General features: G+C 63.8%; 13 protein-coding genes. 9 read left to right on the plus strand and 4 right to left on the minus strand.

Going from position 1 to position 15,230, the window contains the following annotated elements:
- Nucleotides 1-720, minus strand: a 720-nt coding sequence (locus tag WA904_RS08875) for an AfsR/SARP family transcriptional regulator (RefSeq protein WP_425196761.1), incomplete at its 3' end; no start/stop codon positions are given.
- Nucleotides 721-729: 9 nt separating this feature from the next.
- The gene (locus WA904_RS08880; protein ID WP_425196762.1) at nt 730-1,005 is read right to left on the minus strand and encodes a DUF4242 domain-containing protein; all 276 of its coding nucleotides are present in this window, start codon (nt 1,003-1,005) and stop codon (nt 730-732) included.
- 295 nt (nt 1,006-1,300) lie between these two features.
- Here WA904_RS08880 and WA904_RS08885 point away from each other — a divergent pair, with 295 nt between their 5' ends.
- From WA904_RS08885 to WA904_RS08895, 3 genes are all read left to right on the plus strand, one after another.
- Nucleotides 1,301-2,728: a MipA/OmpV family protein gene (locus tag WA904_RS08885; protein WP_425196763.1), complete on the plus strand. Its 1,428-nt coding sequence runs from the start codon at nt 1,301-1,303 to the stop codon at nt 2,726-2,728.
- A gap of 265 nt (nt 2,729-2,993) precedes the next feature.
- On the plus strand, nt 2,994-3,725 hold the full coding sequence (locus tag WA904_RS08890; protein WP_425196764.1) for a response regulator: 732 nt from the start codon (nt 2,994-2,996) through the stop codon (nt 3,723-3,725).
- Between the two features lie 23 nt (nt 3,726-3,748).
- Nucleotides 3,749-5,563, plus strand: a complete 1,815-nt coding sequence (locus WA904_RS08895; RefSeq protein WP_425196765.1) for a sensor histidine kinase — start codon at nt 3,749-3,751, stop codon at nt 5,561-5,563.
- 92 nt (nt 5,564-5,655) lie between these two features.
- Here WA904_RS08895 and mnmA read toward each other — a convergent pair whose 3' ends face one another.
- Nucleotides 5,656-6,846: a tRNA 2-thiouridine(34) synthase MnmA gene (gene mnmA, locus WA904_RS08900; RefSeq protein WP_425196766.1), complete on the minus strand. Its 1,191-nt coding sequence runs from the start codon at nt 6,844-6,846 to the stop codon at nt 5,656-5,658.
- A gap of 209 nt (nt 6,847-7,055) precedes the next feature.
- Between mnmA and WA904_RS08905 the strand changes: the two genes are divergently transcribed.
- A complete protein-coding gene (locus WA904_RS08905; RefSeq protein WP_425196767.1) occupies nt 7,056-8,657 on the plus strand; it encodes a glucan biosynthesis protein in 1,602 nt (533 codons plus the stop codon).
- 42 nt (nt 8,658-8,699) lie between these two features.
- On the opposite strand, the gene WA904_RS08910 is transcribed toward WA904_RS08905, so the two are convergent.
- Complete coding sequence (locus tag WA904_RS08910) at nt 8,700-9,203, minus strand: NUDIX hydrolase (protein WP_425196768.1); 504 nt, start codon at nt 9,201-9,203, stop codon at nt 8,700-8,702.
- 145 nt (nt 9,204-9,348) lie between these two features.
- Between WA904_RS08910 and WA904_RS08915 the strand changes: the two genes are divergently transcribed.
- The 5 genes from WA904_RS08915 (at nt 9,349) to WA904_RS08935 (ending at nt 14,960) form a co-directional block, all read left to right on the plus strand.
- Nucleotides 9,349-10,464, plus strand: coding sequence for a Re/Si-specific NAD(P)(+) transhydrogenase subunit alpha (locus WA904_RS08915; protein WP_425196769.1), 1,116 nt, complete (start codon nt 9,349-9,351; stop codon nt 10,462-10,464).
- 70 nt (nt 10,465-10,534) lie between these two features.
- Nucleotides 10,535-10,870 carry an NAD(P) transhydrogenase subunit alpha gene (locus WA904_RS08920; protein ID WP_425196770.1) on the plus strand — a complete coding sequence of 112 codons (336 nt, stop codon included), beginning with the start codon at nt 10,535-10,537 and terminating at the stop codon, nt 10,868-10,870.
- The gene (locus WA904_RS08925) at nt 10,867-12,300 is read left to right on the plus strand and encodes an NAD(P)(+) transhydrogenase (Re/Si-specific) subunit beta (RefSeq protein ID WP_425196771.1); all 1,434 of its coding nucleotides are present in this window, start codon (nt 10,867-10,869) and stop codon (nt 12,298-12,300) included. Before WA904_RS08920 ends, WA904_RS08925 begins: the two co-directional genes overlap by 4 nt.
- 158 nt (nt 12,301-12,458) lie before the next feature.
- Entirely contained in the window at nt 12,459-14,147 is a 1,689-nt protein-coding gene (locus WA904_RS08930) for a long-chain-fatty-acid--CoA ligase (protein WP_425196772.1), read from the plus strand.
- Between the two features lie 81 nt (nt 14,148-14,228).
- The gene (locus tag WA904_RS08935; protein WP_425196773.1) at nt 14,229-14,960 is read left to right on the plus strand and encodes a 5'-methylthioadenosine/adenosylhomocysteine nucleosidase; all 732 of its coding nucleotides are present in this window, start codon (nt 14,229-14,231) and stop codon (nt 14,958-14,960) included.
- The last annotated feature ends 270 nt before the right edge of the window (nt 14,961-15,230 follow it).

The following is a 15,230-nucleotide window of genomic DNA, read 5'->3' on the forward strand; positions in this document are numbered from 1 at the left end:
GGCGGTGACCGTGCGCATGGCGGCATCGAGCGTTTCGCCCGGCGTCACGCCCAGCTCCCGGCGGAAAAGTTCGCGGCATGCTGCAGCCTGCCTGGCTGCGCCAATGCCATCGCCCGAGGCCGCCAGACTGCGTACCAGCAAGGCCTGGTAGTTCTCGTCGAGGGGATTCCGGCGCACGAGGCGGCCGGCCAGCTTTGTCGCTTCGGCCATCGCACCGGTGGCCATGCGGGCCAGGGAGGCTTCGTGAAGGACGGCTTCAGCCGTACCCTGGAGGTGGCGCCGTTCCGTGGCAAGCCAGACCTCGAAGGCCGGGCTGGCCGGGAAGTTCATTCCCTCCAGTAGTTCGTGGTCCAGCCCCGGGACACCCAGCGCCTGCGCCCAGGCGCCCAGCGCCACGACCCTGACGTCGACCCAGGTCGCCGGCTCGAGTTCAAGTACCAGCAGGTCGCCCCGCAGCCCGGTGTCGCCGACCAGCCGCCGCAACTCGCTCAGGTTCCAGCGCAATGCAGCCAGCGGGTCTTGCGCATCCTCGAACATCAGCCCGGCCAGATGCTTGCGGCTCACGGGAGCGTTATTGCAGATCAGGTAGGCCAGCAGGCCCCACACCTTGTGGCCGCGCGGTGCCGGCAAGGCCTGACCGCCGCGCTCCACCCGCGGTGTGCCGAGAAGATGAATGGCCAGCCCCGAAGTTCGCTCACCGGCCAGGGCTCGCACATTCATGGCATCGTCTCAGGCTTCAGCTGTCGTGGGATCGATGATCCCCGTGACCCGGGAGATCGCATTGGCAGGAAAACCGCCCTTGCGTGCATGCTCCCGGACCAGCTCTTCGCTGGTGGCGTTGTAGATGCAATACATCTTGTCGCCCGTGAGGTAGCTTTGAACCCATTGGACATCGGTGCCCAGGCTTTGCAGCACGTCGCACGATTTCTGCGAGACGGACTGGAGTTCAGCAGCTTTGAGCGCGCCCAGCCCGGGGATCTCGCGTTCGATGACAAATTTCGGCATGACAGGCTCCTTTTGAGTAAGTGGAGACCCGAAGATAGGCAGTGTACGTGTGACCGGGCGTGTGAGGAAAGACGCCTGGCGTTATAAGGACTTGTTTTCCGCACTTGGGCCCCGACCAGGAGACGCTGTCCTCGCGGCCGGGCTCGTGCGGTCGGCGCGGCGCGGGGTTTTGGCAACGCTTTTGTCAACTGCGGCCTTGGCACGCTGTAGGCGTTTGCCGCGTTTGCGAATTCCTGATGTTTTGGCGGCTGTTTGTTGGCTAGCATCACAACCTGCCAACCGCGAGAGTGCCGAGATGAAGCCCAACCCCGACTCCTTCCAGACAGGCCTGTGCCTGCCTTCCTTGCGCGCTCGCTTGGTAGCCGTCCTGCTGGCGGCGGGTTGCCTGCTGGTACCGGCGGCCCATGCCAGTACCGATCCTCTCAGCGACCTGCTCGGCACCCCCGGTAGTGCGGGCCTGGGTTTTGCCGTGCGCGCCGAACAGTCGCCCTATGCGGGCGGCGGCACGCGGTATGACCTGCTGCCGCTTTACCTCTACGAAGGCAAACGCGTGTTCCTGCACGGCAGCCGCGCCGGGCTGAAGCTGTTCGATGAAGAAACGCAGCGCGTCGATCTTTTTCTTGACCAGCGCTTCGAAGGTTATGCCGACGACCGCCTTCCTCCCAGCCTGGCCGGCATGGCCGAGCGCGGCTCCGGCCTGGATGCTGGCGTGTCTTACCGCTTCCGCCAGCCCTGGGGCACGCTGCAGGCCGAGTACCTGCAGGATGTCAGCAGATTTTCAAGGGGCAGCGAAGTGCGCTTGTCTTACAGCTACGACTGGCGCTCCGGCCGGCTGGTGTTGCGCCCCAGCCTGACGGTGTCGGCGCGTGACGCCAGGCTGAACAACTATTACTACGGTGTGCGGCCCGGCGAAGCGACGGCCACGCGGCCAGCCTACGAGCCCGGCGGCGGTATCAACACCACGCTGGGCCTGTACGGGGTCTATGAACTGAGCGAGGGCTGGCGCCTGCTCGGCGGCATCACCCGGACCATGCTGGACGGCAGAGTCAAGGCCAGCCCGATCATCGGAAGGTCGGCGCAGACCGGGGTGTTCATCGGCGCCGCTTACGACTTCGGTACCTACAAGGGGCAGTGGGCGCAGGAAACGTCGCCGACCTACGTGAAGGTCCTCTACGGCAAATCAACGGAAGACGGCTGTCACCTGGCCAAGATCATCACGCTGACCTGCGCTTCGACGGCCAAGGTGAATTCGACGCGTATCGCCGGCGTGCAGATCGGCAAGCCCTTCATCGAGCAGCTCAACGGCTGGCCGCTGGACATCGTGGGTTACCTCGGTGTGCTGCAGCACGACGACCGCGGGCTGGCGGCCAACGGGCTGCAGCTGGATGCTTTCATGAAGGCTTATTACTACGGCTTTCCCTGGAGCGACAAGGTCAAGACCCGGCTCGGCCTTGGCGTGGGCGTCTCGCTGGCGCAGCGTGTGCCTTACGACGAGTCCAGCAGCCAGGCGGCGCGCGGACGCCAGACCTCGCGGCTGCTGAACTACCTGGACCCGAGCATCGACTTCAGCGTGGGCGACCTGCTGGGTTCGCGCGCGCTGAAGGACACCTACCTCGGCTTCGGCGTGTCGCACCGCTCCGGGATATTCGGCGCCTCGCGCCTGCTGGGCAATGTCAACGGCGGCTCCAACTACATCTACACCTATATTGAAACGGTGCTGTAACAGGGGCTGGCCTCACCGACCGCCTTTGCTATTGAAATGGTAGCTGTTGACGCTCGCCCACAAAGGGCTGAAGGCCGGAAAAGCCGTCAAGTCCCGCGCTTTGGCTGGATCCAGACCCTGGCCCGCCCCATAAATGGGGGATTGCGCCAGGCCGGGCTAGCGTTAAAAGTGGCACTTGGCCTCCCAGGCCGCCTTGCCGCGCCTGCATTCCATGCAGCCGCACTTATCATCGGGCTGCCTGCAGCCACTGCCAAAGACTTTATCCATGCCCTTATGGCGCGTATTGATTGTTGAAGACGACGTTCCCACGCGGGACTTTTTTGCGGACAGCGTGTCCCGCTGCGCGGAGTTGCGCCTGGTTGCCGGTGTCGGCACCTTCGAGGAGGCCCGGGCGCTGATCGAAGACACGTCTCAGGCGATCGACATCCTGCTGACCGACCTGGCCCTGCCCGACGGCAACGGGCTGGACCTGATCCGGCTGGCCGGGCGCGTGCAGCCCCAATGCGAGGCGCTGGTGATTTCGATGTTCGGCGATGAAGACAGCGTGTTGTCGAGCGTGGAGGCCGGCGCGCTCGGTTATATCCAGAAAGACTTCACCCCCGACAACATCGCGCACACCATCCTGGAGATGAAGGCCGGCGCCTCGCCGATCTCGCCCATGATTGCGCGCCGGGTGCTGGCCAAATACCGTGCCCTGCATGCCGGCGAACGGGAGGCCACGCTTCCCAAACCCGAGGCCGTGGCTAGCAGCGCGGAAGACATGCCGGGTGGCCGTACGCTGCTGTCGGCCCGTGAGCAGGAAGTGCTGGAGCTGATTGCGCGCGGATTTTCCTATGCGGAAATTTCCAAGCTTAAGGGTGTGAGCGTGCACACCATCCAGTCGCACATCAAGAACCTGTACACCAAGCTGGCCGTTCACTCCAAGAGCGAGGCGGTGTACGAGGCGACCCGGCTGGGTTTGCTGCAGCCGCCGTCATCGTCGGTGACGCCGCGGTAAGCCACGGTGGCCTGGACCGCATGATGCGCTGCAGCCTCCGGTGTTGGGCGCTGTCCTGCCTGCTGTGGTGCGGCATGGCCCAGGCCGGGCTGCTGGAGCTGCACGAGGCCAGCGCCGTGGTGACCGTACAGGACGTGACGACCGCGGACAGGGTGGCCCTGCCTTACCACTGGGATCGCCACCATAGGGGGCAGGCGGGCGACATCACCTTCGAGATACCGTTCCCGGTGGCCGCGGTGAAGGAAGAGCCGTATGGCGTGTATTTCCAGCGCATCGGCAACACCGCTGAAGTCTGGCTGAACGGCGCGCTGGTGGCGCGTTTTGGCGATCCGCGCCAGCCCAACACCGGCGACTATGCCAAGGGGCCGCAGTATGTCTCCATTCCGGCCCGGCTGCTGCGCCAGGACAACCTGCTTCGTATCCATGTGCATGCCGATGGCGGCCGGCGCGGCGGCCTGTCGGCGCTGGTGATCGGCACTGAAAGCGAGGTGCGGCCCCTGTATGTCTCGTCTTTCAACTGGCGCGTGTCCGCGTCCATGGGCGTGATGATTTTCAGCCTGCTGGTCGGCGGGATTGCGATGGCCCTCTGGGTTTCGCAGCCCGACCCGGTCCAGGGCAATCGGCGCGACCGGGTCTACCTGTTTGCCGGGCTGGCCGAAATCTTCTGGGCCCTGCGCGTCGGGGATGTTGCGATCGAGCAGCCCCTGCTGGCCTGGCCTGTCTGGGGCGTGGTGGTGACGGCAGCCTTTGCCGGATGGTTTTGCTGCATTGCGCTGTTCTGCCACCACGTGGCGGGCTGGCACAAGCACGCCAGCATGCCCTGGGTGCGCGGCGGCCTGAGCCTGCTTTTTGCAAGCGCCATCGTGGTGTCCACCCTGTCATTTGCCCTGCGCGAGCCGGTGTACCTGACGGCCTGGCTGGGAATGGTCAATGTGCTGTTCATCGTTTATGCGGCGGTTTATCTCTGGGGTGCCATCCGCCATCCCGGCACGGAGTGGCTGATGGTCGCCATCGCGGGCACACTGAACGTGCTGATGGGCGTGCGCGACTGGGTTGCCATACGCGTCAGCGGCAGTTATATAGACAACACCTGGATCCGCTACAGCTCGGTGCTGTTCGGGCTCGTTCTGGGTTACATCGTGATCCGGCGCTTCCGGGCGGTGAGTGTCCAGGCCACCGACCTGATGACCAATCTGTCCAGCCGTATCGCGCAGAAGGAGCAGGAGCTGGGGCAGACCTACCAGAAGGTCGAGCAGCTGGCGCGCGAGCAGGAGCGGGTCAGCGAGCGCACCCGCATCCTGCGTGACATGCATGACGGTGTAGGCGCCCACCTGAGTGCCGCGATCCGGCAGTTGCAGTCGGGCAAGGCCAGCAGCGAGGACGTGTTGCAGACGCTGCGCTACACGCTGGACCAGCTCAAGCTGTCCATCGACGCCATGCACCTGCTGCCGGGCGACATCAGCTCCCTGCTGGCCAACTTGCGTTACCGGCTGGAGCCGCGTTTTGCGGCCTCGGACATCGAGCTGCAATGGGTGGTGGGCAGCCTGGAGCCGGTGGCCCGCATGGACGCCAACGCCATGCGGCAACTGCAGTTCATGGTGTTCGAGGCCCTGTCCAACGTGCTGCAGCATTCACATGCAACCACCCTGGCGATCGAGGCGGAAATGGCCGGCTCCGGTGTCTGCCTGCGTGTGGTGGACAACGGCCGCGGCTTTGACGCTGCCGCGCCGCCGCGCAAGGGTCTGCTGGCGATGCGCGAGCGCGCTACCGCGATTGGCGTGTCCATTGCCATTGAAAGCCGTCCCGGCCGGACCGCGGTGGAAATCCGGATCACCTGAGCGGGTGCGGGTCGCTATAAAAACAGGAGCCGTTTGCGCCCGTCCACAAAGGGCTGGAGGCTGATTTCTCTTGTAAAAAGCGGGCAACTCACTCAGTGCGGCAGGTACTGCACATTGCTGGCCGCGATCACGCCGCCACCCAGGCAGACCTCGCCCTGGTAAAGCACGGCCGACTGACCCGGCGTGACCGCCCACTGCGGCTCGTCGAAGCGCAGTTCGGCGCCGGTTGGCGACGGGGCCGTCAGTTCACAGGCCGCATCGGCCTGGCGGTAGCGGGTTTTGGCCGCCATGGCCCCCGGCACGGGCGGTGCGCCGGCCACCCAGCTGCAGTCCTGCACCTGCACCTGCGTGGACAACAGCCAGGGATGGTCATGGCCCTGCACCACCCACAGGGTGTTGCTGTCCATGTCCTTGCGCGCGACAAACCAGGGCTCGTGCTCGCCCACGCCGCGCTGCCCGAGCGCCTGCACCGCCTTGAGTTCTGCCCCCCGCGCCTTGACCCCGCCAATGCCCAGGCCCTGGCGCTGGCCCAGCGTGTAAAAGCTCAGTCCCACGTGTTCGCCCAGCACCCGGCCCTTGTCGTTTTTGATCGGCCCTGGCGCCTTGGCGATGTAGCGGTTCAAAAACTCGCGGAATGGCCGTTCGCCGATGAAGCAGATGCCGGTCGAGTCCTTTTTCTTCGCATTCGGCAGGCCGATCTCGTCCGCAATGCGCCGCACCTCGGTCTTCTTCAGCTCGCCGACCGGGAACAGGGTTCTGGAGAGCTGCGCCTGGGTCAGCCGGTGCAGAAAGTAGCTCTGGTCTTTCGCCGGATCCAGGCCCTTGAGCAGCTCATGCAGGCCGGTGGCTTCGTTTTTCCGCACGCGCGCATAGTGGCCGGTGGCGATTTTTTCCGCGCCCAGGCGAATCGCATGGTCGAGAAAGGCCTTGAACTTGATTTCCGCGTTGCACAGGATGTCGGGGTTCGGCGTGCGGCCGGCCTGGTATTCGCGCAGGAACTCGGCAAAGACGCGGTCCTTGTAGTCGGCCGCGAAGTTGACGTGCTCGATTTCGATGCCGATCACGTCGGCCACCGCGGCGGCGTCCACAAAGTCGATGTTGGACGAACAGAACTCGCTGTCGTCGTCATCTTCCCAGTTTTTCATGAAGATGCCGACGACCTCATGGCCCTGCTGTTTGAGCAGCCAGGCGGTGACGGCGGAGTCCACCCCGCCGCTCAGACCGACGACGATCCGTTGCCGCTTGCTGTCGTGGCTGTGTGTGTTGATTTGCTTGTTGCCCATGGCCCCATTGTAAAAAAACGAATGCATTACCGCCTGCTTCGGGCCTTACGGCCCTGCTGGCCATGCGACCGGCGGCCGGGAGGCAGGTGCTCGTCAGGGGCAAACCACCGGGTTTGCAGAGCCATTCGGACTATTGTCGATGGCTGCACTGCGCCATCGCGGACGTTTCCCGCACAATGGAATGCCCCCTTCTTGCAGGAGCTGCCACTTTGCAACGACGTCAATTCCTTTCCCGCACCGGCCAGGCCGTCACGGCTGCCGGCATGGCCGCCGGGCTGCCATGGCTTTCGTCACTGGCCCAAGCCGCGGGCCTCAAACCCGTGGGCAAGGCCCAAGCCTTCGACTACGCGGGGCTCAAGGGCCAGGCACGCGAGCTGTCGGCCAGACCCTACCGGCCCCGGTCGTTGGCATTGCCGGCCGATATTTCGGATTTGACCTGGGACCAGCACCAGGCCATTCGCTTTCGGGACGACCACGCCTTGTGGGGCGATGACAAGCTGCGCTTCGTGGCGAAGTTCTTCCATATCGGCCTGTACTTCAAGACGCCGGTGCGCATGCACGAAGTGAGCAACGGCCAGGCACAAGAACTGGCCTATGACCCGGCCATGTTTGATTACGGGAAAAGCGGCGTGCGGGGCGACAAGCTCCCCGCCAATCTCGGTTTTGCCGGCTTCCGGCTGAATTTCCACACCGATCCGGTGCGTGACGTGGCTGCGTTCCTCGGTGCGAGCTACTTTCGCGCGGTAGGTGGCGAATGGCAGTATGGCCAGTCGGCACGGGGCCTGGCCATCGACACGGCGCAAACTTTCCCCGAAGAGTTTCCGGATTTCATCGGCTACTGGCTTGAAAAGCCGGACCCGAAAGCCGCTTCACTGACCGTGTACGCCCTGCTGGACTCGCCGAGTGTCAGCGGCGCCTACCGCTTTGTGATCACGCCGGGCGACACGCAGATCATGGACCTGGACGTGGCGCTGTACCCGCGTAAAACCATTGACCGCCTGGGCATCGCGCCGTGCACCAGCATGTTCCAGACCGGTGAAAACGACAAACGCATGGGTTGGGACTGGCGCGGTGAAATCCACGACACCGACGGCCTGGCCATGTACAGCGGCACGGGCGAATGGCTGTGGCGCCCATTGACCAACCCGGCGCAACTGCAGTTCAACGCCTTCCAGGACGACAACCCGCGCGGTTTTGGCCTGATGCAGCGCGATCGGAACTTTGACCACTACCAGGACGACGGCGTGTTTTATGAAAAACGCCCGAGCCTGTGGGTCGAGCCCAGGGCGGGCTGGGGCGCGGGCGCGGTGCAGCTGGTGGAAATCCCGACCGTGGACGAAACTTTTGACAACATCGTGGCCTTCTGGAACCCCAGGGACAAGCCGCAGGCCGGGCAGGAGTTGCTGTTTTCCTACCGGCTGCACTGGGGTGCTCGGACGCCAGCCGCGCGGATGCCGCTGGCACACTGCGTGGCCACACGTACCGGCCTCGGCGGCGTGGTCGGGAAAAAGCGCACGGCCTACACATGGCGTTTTGCCGTCGATTTTGCAGGCGGCGACTTTTCGTTACTGAACCCCGGGGCTCAGGTCAAAGCCGTGGTCACCGCCTCGCGCGGCACGATTGAATTGACATCGGCCCGGCCGCTGGACGCCATCAAGGGATGGCGTGCCATGTTCGACGTGCGCCCCGATGGCGACAGCACGGCCCCCATCAACCTGCGCATGCATCTGCAGGTCGATGGCCAGTCATTGACGGAAACCTGGCTGTACCAGTGGACGCCGCCGCCTGTGGCGCAACGGATTCTTTACTGAGGCCTGTGCACGCGTCTGTTCACCTCAAACCGGCAATACTTTCTACCGCCGCTTTAGCGGTTCGTGCACGCTGGCATCCGTAGTCACCAGATCCAGCGGGAAGCGCCTGCCTGCCAGGTAGTCCTCCAGGCAGGTCAGCAACAAAGGGCTGCGATGCAAGTGCGCGCAAGCCCGGATCTCTTCGGGGCTGAGCCACAAGGTGCGCACAATGCCTTCGTCCAGCGCCTGCCCGGCCACATGCTCTCCCAGCGTGCCGCAAAAGGCAAAGCGCAGGTAAGTGATGTCCAGCGGCAATTCCTGGCCGGGCACCGGCCGCTCGAAGCGTGACATGTAGATGCCGACCAGCGCCCCGGGCTTGAAATGGAAGGCGGTTTCTTCCAGCGTTTCGCGGACGCAAGCCTGGAAGGGGCTTTCCCCCGGGTCGAGGTGGCCGGCCGGGTTGTTCAGGCGCAGGCCGTCCTGCGTGTGCTCTTCCACCAGCAGGAACTTGCCCTCGCGCTCGATGATGGCCGCGACCGTGACACTGGGTTTCCATCTTGTATTCATGGCCGCATTATCGTGGGGCGCAGCGCGCGGGCGGCCTGGCTGTACCCGGCTTGTTACCGCAGGGCAAAAATCACATGAAAGTCATGTAAGCTAGCCGACAGCTTCAATTCACGTAGAACTACTTACACGCAACGAGGAGACACCCATGCGAATCGGGGTACCGGCCGAAATCACGGCGGGGGAAACACGCGTTGCCGTCACGCCCGAGACGGCCAAAAAACTCAAGGCCCAGGGCCATACCGTGTGCATCCAGTCGGGTGCAGGCGTGGCCGCCAGCGTCCCTGATGACGCCTACGTGGCCGTGGGCGCCGAGATCACCGATGCGGCCGGCGCCTATGCCAGCGACATCGTGCTCAAGGTGCGCTGCCCGCTGGACAGCGAAATCGGCCTGGCCAAAGCCGGGACGGTGCTGGTCGGCATGCTCAATCCCTTTGATGCCACCGGCCTGCAGCGCCTGGCCGCAGCCCAGTTGACGGCGTTTGCGCTGGAAGCCGCGCCGCGCACCAGCCGCGCGCAAAGCATGGACGTGTTGTCCTCGCAGGCCAACATTGCTGGCTACAAGGCCGTGATGATGGCGGCTGACAGATACCAGCGCTTTTTTCCGATGCTGATGACCGCCGCCGGCACCGTCAAGGCGGCCCGGGTGGTGATTCTGGGTGTCGGTGTGGCCGGCTTGCAGGCCATTGCCACGGCCAAGCGCCTGGGTGCGGTGATTGAAGCCAGCGACGTGCGCCCCAGTGTCAAGGAGCAGGTCGAGTCGCTGGGCGGCAAGTTCATCGACGTGGCCTACGAGACCGACGAGGAACGCGAAGCCGCTGTTGGTGTGGGTGGCTACGCCAAACCGATGCCGGCGAGCTGGCTGGAACGGCAAAAGGCCGAAGTTGCCAAACGCGTGGCCCAGGCCGACGTGGTGATCACCACCGCGCTGATCCCGGGTCGCCCGGCCCCGGTGCTGGTGACCGAGGACATGGTCAAGGCCATGAAACCCGGCAGCGTGATTGTGGACCTGGCGGCACCGCAGGGCGGCAACTGCCCCCTGATCGAAGCCGGCAAAACCGTGGTCAAACACGGCGTCACGCTGATCGGCGAGACCAATGTGCCGGCGCTGGTGGCAGCCGATGCCAGCGCGCTGTATGCACGCAACCTGCTGGACTTCCTCAAGCTGATCATCAGCAAGGAAGGTGCGCTGAACATCGACCTGGAAGACGACATCGTGGCAGCCTGCCTGATGGCGCAGGGTGGCGAAGTCAAACGCAAATAGCCCGCGGATTTCAAAGAAAAACCAACATCAGGAGCCGGCGGCAGCGCCGTCCCATCAGGAGCAGAAGACCATGGATGCCGTGTCACCCACCATCATCAACCTCATCATCTTTGTGCTGGCCATTTACGTGGGTTACCACGTGGTGTGGACCGTCACACCGGCCCTGCACACGCCGCTGATGGCGGTGACCAATGCCATTTCGGCGATTGTCATCGTCGGCGCCATGCTAGCTGCCGCACTGACCGTCACGCCGCTGGGCAAAACCATGGGTGTGCTGGCTGTCGCGCTGGCTGCGGTCAACGTGTTCGGTGGTTTCCTGGTCACGCGCCGGATGCTGGAGATGTTCCGCAAGAAGGAAAAGAAGACAGCTGCCGCTGATGCAGCAGGTTCGGGAGCCGCCAAATGAGCATGAATCTTGTCACGCTGCTGTACCTGGTGGCTTCGGTTTGTTTCATCCAGGCGCTCAAGGGCCTGTCGCATCCCACCACGTCGATCCGCGGCAATTTGTTCGGCATGGTCGGCATGGCGATTGCGGTGGTCACCACCGGCGCGCTGATTGTGGAGATCTCGGGCGGCAAGGCCGTTGGCATGGTCTACGTGCTGGCGGCATTGGTGGTGGGTGGCGCGGTTGGTACGCTGATGGCCAAACGTGTCGAGATGACCAAGATGCCCGAGTTGGTGGCTTTCATGCACAGCATGATTGGCCTGGCGGCGGTCTTTATTGCCGTGGCGGCCATGGCCGAGCCGGACGCCTTCGGCATCGTGGCCGCAGGCCTGCCGACAGCCGCCATCCCGGCCGGCAACCGGCTGGAGCTTTTTCTGGGTGCGGCCATCGGTGCCATCACCTTCAGCGGCTCGGTGATTGCTTTCGGCAAGCTCAGCGGCAAGTACAAGTTCCGCCTGTTCCAGGGCGCGCCGGTCACGTTTTCCGGCCAGCACATGCTCAATCTGGTGCTGGGCATTGCAACGCTGGCACTGGGCCTGGTGTTCATGTTCACCGGCAACTGGACGGCTTTTTTTGCGATGCTCGCGCTGTCCTTTGTGCTGGGCGTGCTGATCATCATCCCGATCGGTGGGGCCGACATGCCGGTGGTGGTGTCCATGCTCAACAGCTATTCGGGCTGGGCCGCGGCCGGCATCGGCTTTTCGCTGAACAACGCCATGCTGATCGTGGCCGGCTCGCTGGTGGGTTCTTCCGGCGCCATCCTGTCCTACATCATGTGCAAGGCGATGAACCGCTCTTTCTTCAACGTGATCCTGGGCGGTTTCGGCGGCGAAGCCGGCGCGGTAGCGGCCGGTGCCAAAGAGCAACGCCCGGTCAAGTCGGGCTCGGCCGACGACGCGGCTTTTATCCTGGGCAATGCCGAAACCGTGATCATCGTGCCGGGCTACGGCCTGGCGGTGGCGCGTGCCCAGCATTCGGTCAAGGAACTCGCGCAAAAACTCACCGACCGCGGTGTCAATGTCAAGTACGCGATCCACCCGGTGGCGGGCCGCATGCCCGGCCACATGAACGTGCTGCTGGCCGAGGCCGAAGTGCCTTACGACCAGGTGTTCGAGATGGAAGACATCAATGCCGAGTTCGGCCAGGCCGACGTGGCCATCATCCTGGGCGCCAATGATGTGGTGAACCCCGCCGCGCACGTCAAGGGCAGCGCCATCTACGGCATGCCGATTCTGGAAGCCTACAAGGCCAAGACCGTGATCGTCAACAAACGTTCGATGGCGGCCGGTTACGCCGGGCTGGACAACGAGCTCTTCTACATGGACAAGACCATGATGGTCTTCGGCGATGCCAAAAAAGTGATCGAGGACATGGGCAAGGCCATTGAGTGACCTGCCGGGGATAACACTTTCGGGTTGCCGGAAAACATGAATTAGGGGACTCCCCCTTCCGATTTCCCGGTTTCCTAGGGGAAAACGCAATAGCCCCGCAGAGGGTGCGCCACGAAAATCCGTGGCAGTTGTTCAATCGTCATCTGGAGAAGACAAACATGAATGCATCCACCCTCGACCGTCCCTGGCTGAGCGCCTACCCCCCGGGCGTGCCAGCCGACATCGACGCGTCGCAGTACGCCTCGCTGGTCGCACTGATGGAAGAGAGCTTCGCCAAAAATGCTGCTGCCGTGGCTTACAGCTTCATGGGCAAGGACATCACCTTCGGGCAGACGGACAGCCTGTCGCAGGCTTTCGCCGCCTACCTGCAGGGGCTGGGCCTGGGCAAGGGCGACCGTGTCGCCATCATGATGCCCAATGTGCCGCAGTACCCGGTTACGGTCGCAGCCATTTTGCGTGCCGGTTATGTCGTGGTGAATGTCAACCCGCTGTACACCCCGCGGGAACTGGAGCATCAACTCAAGGACTCCGGTGCCAAGGCCATCGTCATCATCGAGAACTTCGCCAACACGCTGGAGCAGTGCATTGCCAACACACCGGTCAAGCATGTGGTGCTCACCGCCATGGGCGACCAGCTGGGCATGCTCAAGGGAGCCCTGGTCAACTACGTGGTGCGCAACGTCAAGAAGATGGTGCCGCCCTTCAACCTGCCTTCAGCCGTGCGCTTCAATGAGGCGGTGGCCCAGGGCACACGCGGCACGCTCAAGCGGCCTGATATCAAGCCCGACGATGTGGCTGTCCTGCAGTACACCGGCGGTACCACCGGCGTCTCCAAGGGCGCCGTGCTGCTGCATCGCAACGTGATCGCCAACGTGCTGCAGTCCGAAGCCTGGAACGGCCCGGCCATGTCCAGCATGACGTCCGGCGCCCAGCCCACCTATGTCTGCGCGTTGCCGCTATATCACATTTTCGCGTTCACGGTGAACATGATGCTGGGCATGCGCACCGGCGGCAAGAACATCCTGATCCCGAATCCGCGCGACCTGCCGGCCGTGCTCAAGGAGCTGTCCAAACACAAGGTGCACAGCTTTCCGGCCGTCAACACGCTGTTCAACGGCCTGGCCAACCACCCCGACTTCAATACCGTGGACTGGTCTCACCTGAAAATCTCTCTGGGAGGCGGCATGGCGGTGCAGAGCGCTGTCGCCAAGCTCTGGCTGGAAAAAACGGGCTGCCCGATCTGTGAGGGTTATGGCCTGTCCGAGACTTCGCCGTCGGCCAGCTGCAACCCGACCAACAGCAAGGCCTTCACCGGCACCATCGGTGTGCCGATTCCCGGGACCTGGTTCAAGCTGCTCGACGATGATGGCAACGAAGTGCCACCGGGTCAGCCCGGCGAGATCGCCATCAAGGGTCCGCAGGTGATGGCCGGCTACTGGCAGCGCCCTGACGAGACTGCCAAAGTCATGACCCCGGACGGCTACTTCAAGTCCGGCGACATCGGCGTCGTCGACGAGCGTGGTTTTTTCAAGATCGTGGACCGCAAGAAGGACATGATTCTCGTCAGCGGCTTCAACGTCTACCCGAACGAGGTGGAAGACGTGGTCTCCGGCATGGAAGGCGTGATGGAATGCGCCTGCGTCGGGGTGGTGGACGACAAATCGGGCGAGGCCGTCAAGCTGGTCATCGTCAAGAGGAACCCTGACCTCACCGAAGCCCAGGTGCGCGAGTTCTGCAAGACCAACCTGACCGGCTACAAGCAGCCCAAGGTGATCGAGTTCCGCACCGAACTGCCGAAAACCCCGGTCGGCAAGATCTTGCGCCGCGAACTGCGGGACAAGAAGTAAGGCGCAGGCCTTTTTCAGGCAAAGGCGGCTTCGGCCGCCTTTTTTTTATGGACCCGTGTCATTTCGGGCAAACTCCCAGCCATGACGATTACCGCTATTCTCAGCGCCCTGGCCGAAGAGCAGCAGGGGCTGCTCGAACAACTGCAGCAACCCCGGAAAACCAGGCACGCTGGACGTGACTTCTGGCAGGGCCAGCTGTATGGCCAGCCCGTGGTCCTGGCACTTTCACGCATCGGCAAGGTGGCGGCAGCCACGACCAGCACCGCGCTCATCGAGCGCTTCAATGTGGGACGGATTGTCTTCACAGGGGTGGCCGGTGGACTGGGTGGCGGGGTTCAAGTGGGCGATGTGGTGGTGGCCACAGAATTTGTGCAGCACGACCTGGACGCCTCGCCGATTTTTCCGCGCTACGAGGTACCGCTGTACGGTCAGGCGTGTTTCCCCTGCGACAAGACGCTGACGGCGCTGCTGCTGAAGGCCAGCCGCGCCGGCCTGCAAAGTCTCGCGCTGCCCGCGACGACCCTGCTGCATCATGGCCTGATGGCCAGCGGGGACCGCTTTGTTTCAGGCATGCAGGAGTCCCGAAATCTGCGCACAGCCTTGAAGCAGGGCGGCCACGAGGCGCTGGCTGTGGAAATGGAGGGTGCGGCGGTGGCACAAGTGTGTTTTGACTACGGCCTGCCGTTTGCCGCCGTGCGCACGATTTCAGACCGCGCCGACGACACGGCGCATGTGGATTTCCCGGTGTTCGTCAAGGATGTGGCCAGCCTGTATGCGCAGGCGATTGTCCGGCACCTCCTCGAAGCGCTATAAATTGAGTAGCTGTTGGCGCCTGTCACGCAAGGGCTCGCTACTAATTTGACTGATAAGCGCAGGGCGAAAGAACTACCGCAACCGTGGGGGCAGGTCTTCCCAAGCAGGGGCCGCGGGTCCGGCTTCGCCGGCCCGCAGGCGCAGCGGCCCCTCGGGAGGGCAGGGAGCTACGCGAAGCGAACGATCATGGGGAAGGTCTTTCCAAGCAGGGGCCGCGGGTCCGGCTTCGCCGGCCCGCAGGCGCAGCGGCCCCCCCGGGGGGCAGGGAGC

The organism is Polaromonas sp. (assembly GCF_049790275.1).
In the GTDB taxonomy this organism is placed as follows: Bacteria; Pseudomonadota; Gammaproteobacteria; order Burkholderiales; family Burkholderiaceae_C; genus Polaromonas.

Bases quoted from the DNA above. Each gene is read 5' to 3' on its own strand.
- WA904_RS08880 (WP_425196762.1), bottom strand. From the start codon at position 1,005: ATGCCGAAATTTGTCATCGAACGCGAGATCCCCGGGCTGGGCGCGCTC.
- WA904_RS08885 (WP_425196763.1), top strand. From the start codon at position 1,301: ATGAAGCCCAACCCCGACTCCTTCCAGACAGGCCTGTGCCTGCCTTCC.
- WA904_RS08890 (WP_425196764.1), top strand. From the start codon at position 2,994: ATGCCCTTATGGCGCGTATTGATTGTTGAAGACGACGTTCCCACGCGG.
- WA904_RS08895 (WP_425196765.1), top strand. From the start codon at position 3,749: ATGCGCTGCAGCCTCCGGTGTTGGGCGCTGTCCTGCCTGCTGTGGTGC.
- mnmA (WP_425196766.1), bottom strand. From the start codon at position 6,846: ATGGGCAACAAGCAAATCAACACACACAGCCACGACAGCAAGCGGCAA.
- WA904_RS08910 (WP_425196768.1), bottom strand. From the start codon at position 9,203: ATGAATACAAGATGGAAACCCAGTGTCACGGTCGCGGCCATCATCGAG.
- WA904_RS08915 (WP_425196769.1), top strand. From the start codon at position 9,349: ATGCGAATCGGGGTACCGGCCGAAATCACGGCGGGGGAAACACGCGTT.
- WA904_RS08920 (WP_425196770.1), top strand. From the start codon at position 10,535: ATGGATGCCGTGTCACCCACCATCATCAACCTCATCATCTTTGTGCTG.
- WA904_RS08925 (WP_425196771.1), top strand. From the start codon at position 10,867: ATGAGCATGAATCTTGTCACGCTGCTGTACCTGGTGGCTTCGGTTTGT.
- WA904_RS08930 (WP_425196772.1), top strand. From the start codon at position 12,459: ATGAATGCATCCACCCTCGACCGTCCCTGGCTGAGCGCCTACCCCCCG.
- WA904_RS08935 (WP_425196773.1), top strand. From the start codon at position 14,229: ATGACGATTACCGCTATTCTCAGCGCCCTGGCCGAAGAGCAGCAGGGG.